Here is a 6,014-nt window from a genome sequence, read left to right on the forward strand (position 1 = left end):
AACCGATCCTCGATGATCTCGAAGCCTGGCTCGCCGCGCAACTGACCCGCATCCCCGGCAAATCCGAACTAGCCAAGGCCATCCGCTACGCCCTGACCCGGATCAAGAAGCTGCGCCCATACCTCGACCATGGTAAGCGGCGGCTGCATCCCACTCGGGTTCAGCTTGACGGCTTGAAGTTCCACGGTAGGAGCATCGTCGATGCGGCCTTGCCGATGGCCGGCGGCGATGGCCTCGAGGGTAGCCTTGAGATAGGCGAAGGGCTCGACGCCGTTGATCATTGCGGTCTCGATGAGCGACGCGATGCGGCCCCAAGCGCGCCCGCCTTCGTCGTGCCCGGCGAACAATGCGTTCTTTCTGTTCAGAGCGATGGGCCGGATTTGGTTCTCGACGCTGTTGGAGTCGATCTCGACGCGCCCATCGTGCAGGAAAGTCTGCAATCCGTCCCCGTGACGGTGGATGTCGGCCTCGATCTCGTAGAATTCGGCGATCCGGCGCAGCCCCTCGGCGGCAACCGCCGAGCCGTCGCCGTCGAACACTTCCTTCAGCATAACCGGACGGTCACCTGCGGTCCGCGCGTCGTCAAAAAAGACGACAAGGACGAGGTTGATACGCCGCTGATCTGCGATCCGGAAACAACCGTGTTGCACAGCGGCGCCTGCGTGTTCCGCCGCGCGGGGATGCGGCAAATCTCGGACACGCAATGCCGCTGACAAAACAGCCCCGGCCAGAAGACTGGCCGGGGCAAAGACCCGCCGCATCGGCGGCACCATGTCTGACGTCACTCAGGTGTCACCCCAAGCGCAGGTCAGTAAACAAACCGCTATTCTGCCGGTTCCAGCTGTTTCTTTGGCAGCGGCACCATCTGAGGGCGCGCCAACAAGCCGTCCGGGTCCATACGCTGCTTGACCGCTGACAGCCTTTCCAGATTCGCTTTGAAATAGGCATTGGCCCATTTGTCCAAAGTCGGGTCCAGAAGATTGGCATATGAGCCGCCCGTCCCGGTTGGCAAAGCCGAGGCGTAGAATTTCTTTTGCCACGCCAGACTGCGATCAATGCTGTCCTTGCTGTCCGTCTCGTCCCAAGTCAGCCCGGTCACCATCAGCCAGCGGGTGTCGCGGTGTGGAAAGGCCGTGGCGTCCTGCGCAACATCGTTTATCACGCCACCGGTCTGAAAGTAACGCAAATCAACCTCTCCGGCAGTCCCCGGCCAATCCTGCAAATAGGCTTGCCCCCGCTCCAGGAAGTCCAGGCAGGGCGTGTCCGCCACGTACATCGAGCTTTCGTGGAAATACAGCGGGTCGAGCACTTCGTCGAGATAGACCTGCGCGTCGCGGTAAGACAGTGTCTGGATTTCCGACACGTCTGACGGCGCAAGTGACGCAAAGAACGCCCGGACCGTTTCGGCATCGCCGTGAAACTGCCCAAGACAGGTTGCGACAACCGGCTGATCCGCCGAGCGCCGTGCCAGCGCGACCCGGCTGCCAAAGGCATTGGGGGAGTCGTTCAGCAAGGTCATGACCTGATGCAATGCTTTCGCCGGCGCGTCATGCCATTCAAAGCTGAAAACCGTGACCTTGGTGGCCGGGAAGGTCTGAATCTTTAGCCCCGTGGTCACCCCGAATTGCCCGGCACCGCCTCCACGGCAGGCCCAGAACAGCTCAGGGTCGCTGTCGGCCGTCACGGTGCACAGGTCGCCTTCCACCGTGACCAGTTCCACAGCAACGACCTTGTCGCAGCCCATTCCGTTGCGGCGCATGTTAAAGCCGCTGCCACCCCCCATGACCATGCTTGACACGCCAACCGTCGAACACCGCCCATGGGTGATGGCGCGATTGTGAGGCTCAAGCGTCGTCAACACATCAAGGATGCGCGCGCCGCCTTCGACGTGGAGGATCCCGGTGTCAGGGTCGTAGGTGCAGGTATTCATCGCGGACATGTCCAGCAACAAACCGTCGGTCGTGGAATATCCTGCGTAAGAGTGGCCTCCGGATTTCATGGCGAAGGGAAAATCGTATTCGTGGCAAAAGGCCAGACATTGCGCCACATCATCCGGCGTCTTGCACCGCGCGATGGCCGCCGGGCGTTTGTGGGCATACCGCAGGTTCAAGGTTTGCGACGTTTCAAAATACCCGTCATCCTCGGGGAAGATCAGTGGGGCGGTCAGGGTCATCGACAGAAAGTTCAGGCCAGATTCGGCCAGAACATTCAATTCCAGCGCCCGGGACGGCTTCATTCTTGTGCCGCTGCCCTCGACTTGCTTGATCCCGGACGCCTTCATGCCGGAACCGCGCGAAGCTGCGCCGCCTTTTTCACCAGAGTTTCTTCTAGGTTGAACTTGAACTTGATGCATTCCGGCACGTTGTTCAGGATTGTCATGCCCGAGAAGGCGCAGCCGCCCATGCAGATTGGCAGCATCTTGCAGGTCGAACAGCCTTTTTCCTCGTCGAAAGGCGACCAGTCGTGCCACCGCTGGGCGCAGGGCGAAACGACCTCTTCGGCCAGATCGGGCGGAGGCAGATCGCGCACCTGTCCGAGGCTTAGGGAATGGTCGCCGATTTCGGCCCAGCATTTGTACGTCTCGCCGTCATGGTCAATGACATAGGCGTGCGTGCGGTTCGCGGAACAATAGGTGTTCTTGGGTTCAGGAAAGTGCACATCGGCTGTGGCCTTGAAATTCTTCTTCGCCAGATATTTCTGAACCCGCGCGTCGTGTTCGCCCATTTCAGCCTTGGACAGAAAGACCTTGGAAACGCGTTTGACCTTTTCCGAGTAGGGTTTCACCTGACCAAGATAGAAGGAATTCTGGTGCAGGCCCTCCTGATCCAGAATGTTGATCAGTTCCTCGACACGTTCGATGTTCGTTTTGTCAACGTTTGACCGGATGATCACGGTGCTGCCTGCCTTGTTCAGCAGTTTGATCCCTTCGATGATCGGCCAGAACGTCCCATTCGAACGGGTGATCAGGTTGCGGCGTTTGTCGTGCAGATCCGGGGGGCCGTCGATTGTGATTTGCAAGTTGTCGACGTGACACTTGCGCAGGATCGCGACCCGCTCCTTGTCTAGATCGTAACCGTTGGTGGTCATCTGCGCCGAATAGGTAAAGCCCATCTTTTTCGACAGGGCCTCGATCCGCTCGGACATGGCTTCGATGATATCCAGGCACAACAGGGGTTCACCGCCAAACCATGACAATTTCAGCTCTTTCAAGCCTTCGTACATGGCGATGAAGTCAATGATTTCGTCCTGCGTTTGCTGGGACATCCGTTCTTTTGTGCGGCCCTGATAGCAGTAGAAGCAGCCAAAGTTGCAATCCAGTGTCGGCGATATGGTGATATCAAGCTGGTGGCGGCTGCGCTTGGCGTTGTCATGTCGACGTTTGAGCAGCGCAAATTCGTCGACATCGTCATCGACGACAAATCCGTTCTTGTAGAGGTCCTTGAACAATTCCGCTGTCTTACCCGTCAAACCAGCGGAATCAAACGCATGTTGACCGGACAGGAAATCGGCTTGCTCACGACTTACTTCGACCAATGCACCGCTGAAGCTGTTGAATGCCAGGGCGCGATCGGCATGTTCTGCCGGACGGCAGTTGTTGTAGATTGACGTTTTCATAAGGATACATCCACTGTTTTGTGATGAGAAATCAGGTCAGGTAGCTGCTGAACAATGCGCCGCACAGCGCGCTTTTCACCTGCTTGTCGCTCAGGAACTCTGCCCTTGCCTCGATCAAAACGTCGTGGGTGTCATCACAGGTCGGGAATGGAGCTTCGACAAAAGAATATCCGCCCTTGGGTGTGTGCAAAGCCGTGTTTAGGTCTGTGTTCTGGGAATGGATGCTCATGAATGTTTCCGATTGCAGTGATGTAAAAGATTCTATCTAAGGGCGAACATAGCCGACGTTTATCGCGACACTCAAGGAACATTTGGTCAGGACTTCGGTAACGGGACGGTCCGCGTCAAGCGCTATTGCACATGCTGCTTGGGCCGCTGAACTGCAGCTTTGTTCTTCGTAAGATTGACATGCTTTCCCGCTTAGCATCATTCGTTTGAGATCGACCCGGGTGCATGCTTCGGTCCGTGGTCGGCGCGATGGCCGCCAACATGATGCTGGTTCAATGCAATTCCGGTGTACCCATCTCATTGGCGTGCTCGACAAGATCGGGATCAATCCTGAGCACGGCACCACCGGAACCGGGTCCCCGGGGGACCTCGAAGGCCCGCGATCAGGCGGGCAGCAGTCTGGAATCTGTATCTTCAGTCGGCATGAAGCGTCGGAGTATCGAAGCGGAAGTCGGTGTCGTCTTTCCACATGCGGTGCAGGATCACAGCGATGCGCCGGGCTAACGCTACCATTGCGCGCTTGGCACCACGGCGGCGCGCGAGTTTCGCCGCCCATGATCGCAGCCGTGTCGCCCGCCCGCGATGCATCATGACGGTGGCAGCCTGGCACAGAGCGCGGCGCAGGTTGACGTCGCCTGCCTTGGTGATCCCGCCCGAGATATCCCGCTCGCCCGACTGGTTGCAAGATGGCGTTATGCCAACCCTCGGCCCGACCTTCTTCGAGGATGTGAAGCGATCAGGATTATCGACGGCGGATCGGTAGGTCAGCGCCACGACCGCACCAATCCCGGGCATCGACATGAGACGCAGACAGGCGGGATCGTCATGGGCAAGTTGCCGGACATGGCGTTCAAGGCCTGCCAGTTCTCGCCTCATCGCCGACCGTGCGCGGCGCATGGGTTCGGTTGCCGCTACCAGCATCGGATTGCCTGCCGCCAGTTCTCTGATCCGCTGTTCGAACCGGCCACAAGATATGGTGCCGACCTTGAGGCCAAAGTTCCGCAACAGCCCGCGCAGGGAGATCTCCAGCGTGATGAACCCTTGTTGCACGGCCTTGCGGGAGGTGAGTACAGCGCGAATCTCTTGTGCCGACACCGACTTGCAGTGACCCGGCCGGAACCAGCCGAGGTGGAGCAGACGTGCGGTCCATTCGGCATCGCGGCGGTCCGTCTTGATCGGCATGGCCTTCAGGGTGCCTTTCACTTGCCGGGTTTCCATAAGCACGACAGGTTGTCCCCCCAGACAACCCGCGATGCAGCCACTGCGACAACGGGCCAGCCTCAAGCCCGATGGCCGCAATGACGCCTTCCTGCTCGCTGATCCAGTGCAACAGCGCCGCGGGATCACTGGCCGTCTGCGCCGCCTTCACGATCTTCCCATGCTCGCTGATCACCTAGAGATTGATATGCTCAGAAATCACCTTTTCTGGAGGTGCGCGTCCGGCATCCCGCTTATGATCTGCGACTGTATTTTGCCGGGCGGCTGGCACTCTGACCCACCAAAATTCAATCTTGCTTTGGTTGCACTGCCCGCGCAATGCGGTTACAGACAGAGCCAACAATTGGTGAACGCGTTGACAACGCGTTTGCTACTGCGGCGGGACAAATCATGACAAATTACAGTAAACAGACAGCAGCGATTCTGGCTGGCCTCAAACGAAGCCAATTCGACGAATTGAGCGAGGCGCTTTATCTAACGCAATGTTTTCACTACGAGTCTGCCGAAGACGCCGAGCGCCGTTTTATCGAGCCACGCGACGACGAATTCGTATATGCGCGCTACGGCTCACCCACGGTATCCATGTTCGATGACCGCATCTGCGCCATCGAAGGCGCCGAAGCCGCGTTTTCAACCGCAAGCGGAATGGCCGCCGTCAGCGGCGCGCTGATGTCCTTGCTTGAAGCCGGCGACCATGTTGTCAGTGCGCGGGCGCTGTTTGGATCCTGCCACTACGTGGTCGACAGCATTTTGTCCAAATTTGGCGTCGAGGTTACATTCGTTAATGGATCAAATATCGACGAATGGCGGTCCGCCGTCCGGGACACAACCAAAGTAGTATTTTTCGAAAGCATCGCAAACCCGACCCTCGAATTGGTTGATATTGCCGCCGTCTCGGAAATTGCGCGGTCTGTGGGCGCATATGTCGTTGTCGACAATGTCTTTGCCACGCC

Annotated in this window: 5 protein-coding genes and 3 pseudogenes; 3 read left to right on the forward strand and 5 right to left on the reverse strand. The window is 58.3% G+C overall.

What is annotated here, in order from left to right:
* Positions 1-134 (forward strand): annotated as a pseudogene (locus WBB85_RS14295) (IS66 family transposase); the annotation flags it as partial.
* A 26-nt stretch (positions 135-160) separates the two neighbouring features.
* Here WBB85_RS14295 and WBB85_RS14300 read toward each other — a convergent pair.
* The 3 genes and pseudogenes from WBB85_RS14300 to WBB85_RS14310 all read right to left on the reverse strand — a co-directional run.
* Positions 161-476: pseudogene (locus tag WBB85_RS14300) on the reverse strand (transposase domain-containing protein); the annotation flags it as partial.
* 347 nt (positions 477-823) lie between these two features.
* On the reverse strand, positions 824-2,236 hold the full coding sequence (locus WBB85_RS14305) for an FAD-binding oxidoreductase (protein ID WP_432639278.1): 1,413 nt from the start codon (positions 2,234-2,236) through the stop codon (positions 824-826).
* Between the two features lie 41 nt (positions 2,237-2,277).
* On the reverse strand, positions 2,278-3,336 hold the full coding sequence (locus tag WBB85_RS14310; RefSeq protein WP_432639282.1) for a radical SAM protein: 1,059 nt from the start codon (positions 3,334-3,336) through the stop codon (positions 2,278-2,280).
* Here WBB85_RS14310 and WBB85_RS14315 point away from each other — a divergent pair.
* Positions 3,253-3,606: a hypothetical protein gene (locus tag WBB85_RS14315; RefSeq protein ID WP_432639283.1), complete on the forward strand. Its 354-nt coding sequence runs from the start codon at positions 3,253-3,255 to the stop codon at positions 3,604-3,606. The genes WBB85_RS14310 and WBB85_RS14315 overlap by 84 nt on opposite strands.
* Before the next feature lie 40 nt (positions 3,607-3,646).
* Here the strand turns inward: WBB85_RS14315 and WBB85_RS14320 are convergent, their stop codons facing one another.
* Positions 3,647-3,844 (reverse strand): hypothetical protein, encoded by a 198-nt coding sequence (locus tag WBB85_RS14320; protein ID WP_432639279.1) that lies wholly within the window; start codon positions 3,842-3,844, stop codon positions 3,647-3,649.
* A 413-nt stretch (positions 3,845-4,257) separates the two neighbouring features.
* Positions 4,258-5,236, reverse strand: a pseudogene (locus WBB85_RS14325) (IS110 family transposase).
* Positions 5,237-5,451: 215 nt separating this feature from the next.
* On the opposite strand from WBB85_RS14325, the gene WBB85_RS14330 reads away from it, so the two are divergent.
* Positions 5,452-6,014, forward strand: a 563-nt coding sequence (locus WBB85_RS14330; protein ID WP_432639280.1) for an aminotransferase class I/II-fold pyridoxal phosphate-dependent enzyme, incomplete at its 3' end; no start/stop codon positions are given.

The organism is Albidovulum sp. (assembly GCF_049646345.1).
Taxonomy (GTDB): domain Bacteria; phylum Pseudomonadota; class Alphaproteobacteria; order Rhodobacterales; family Rhodobacteraceae; genus Albidovulum.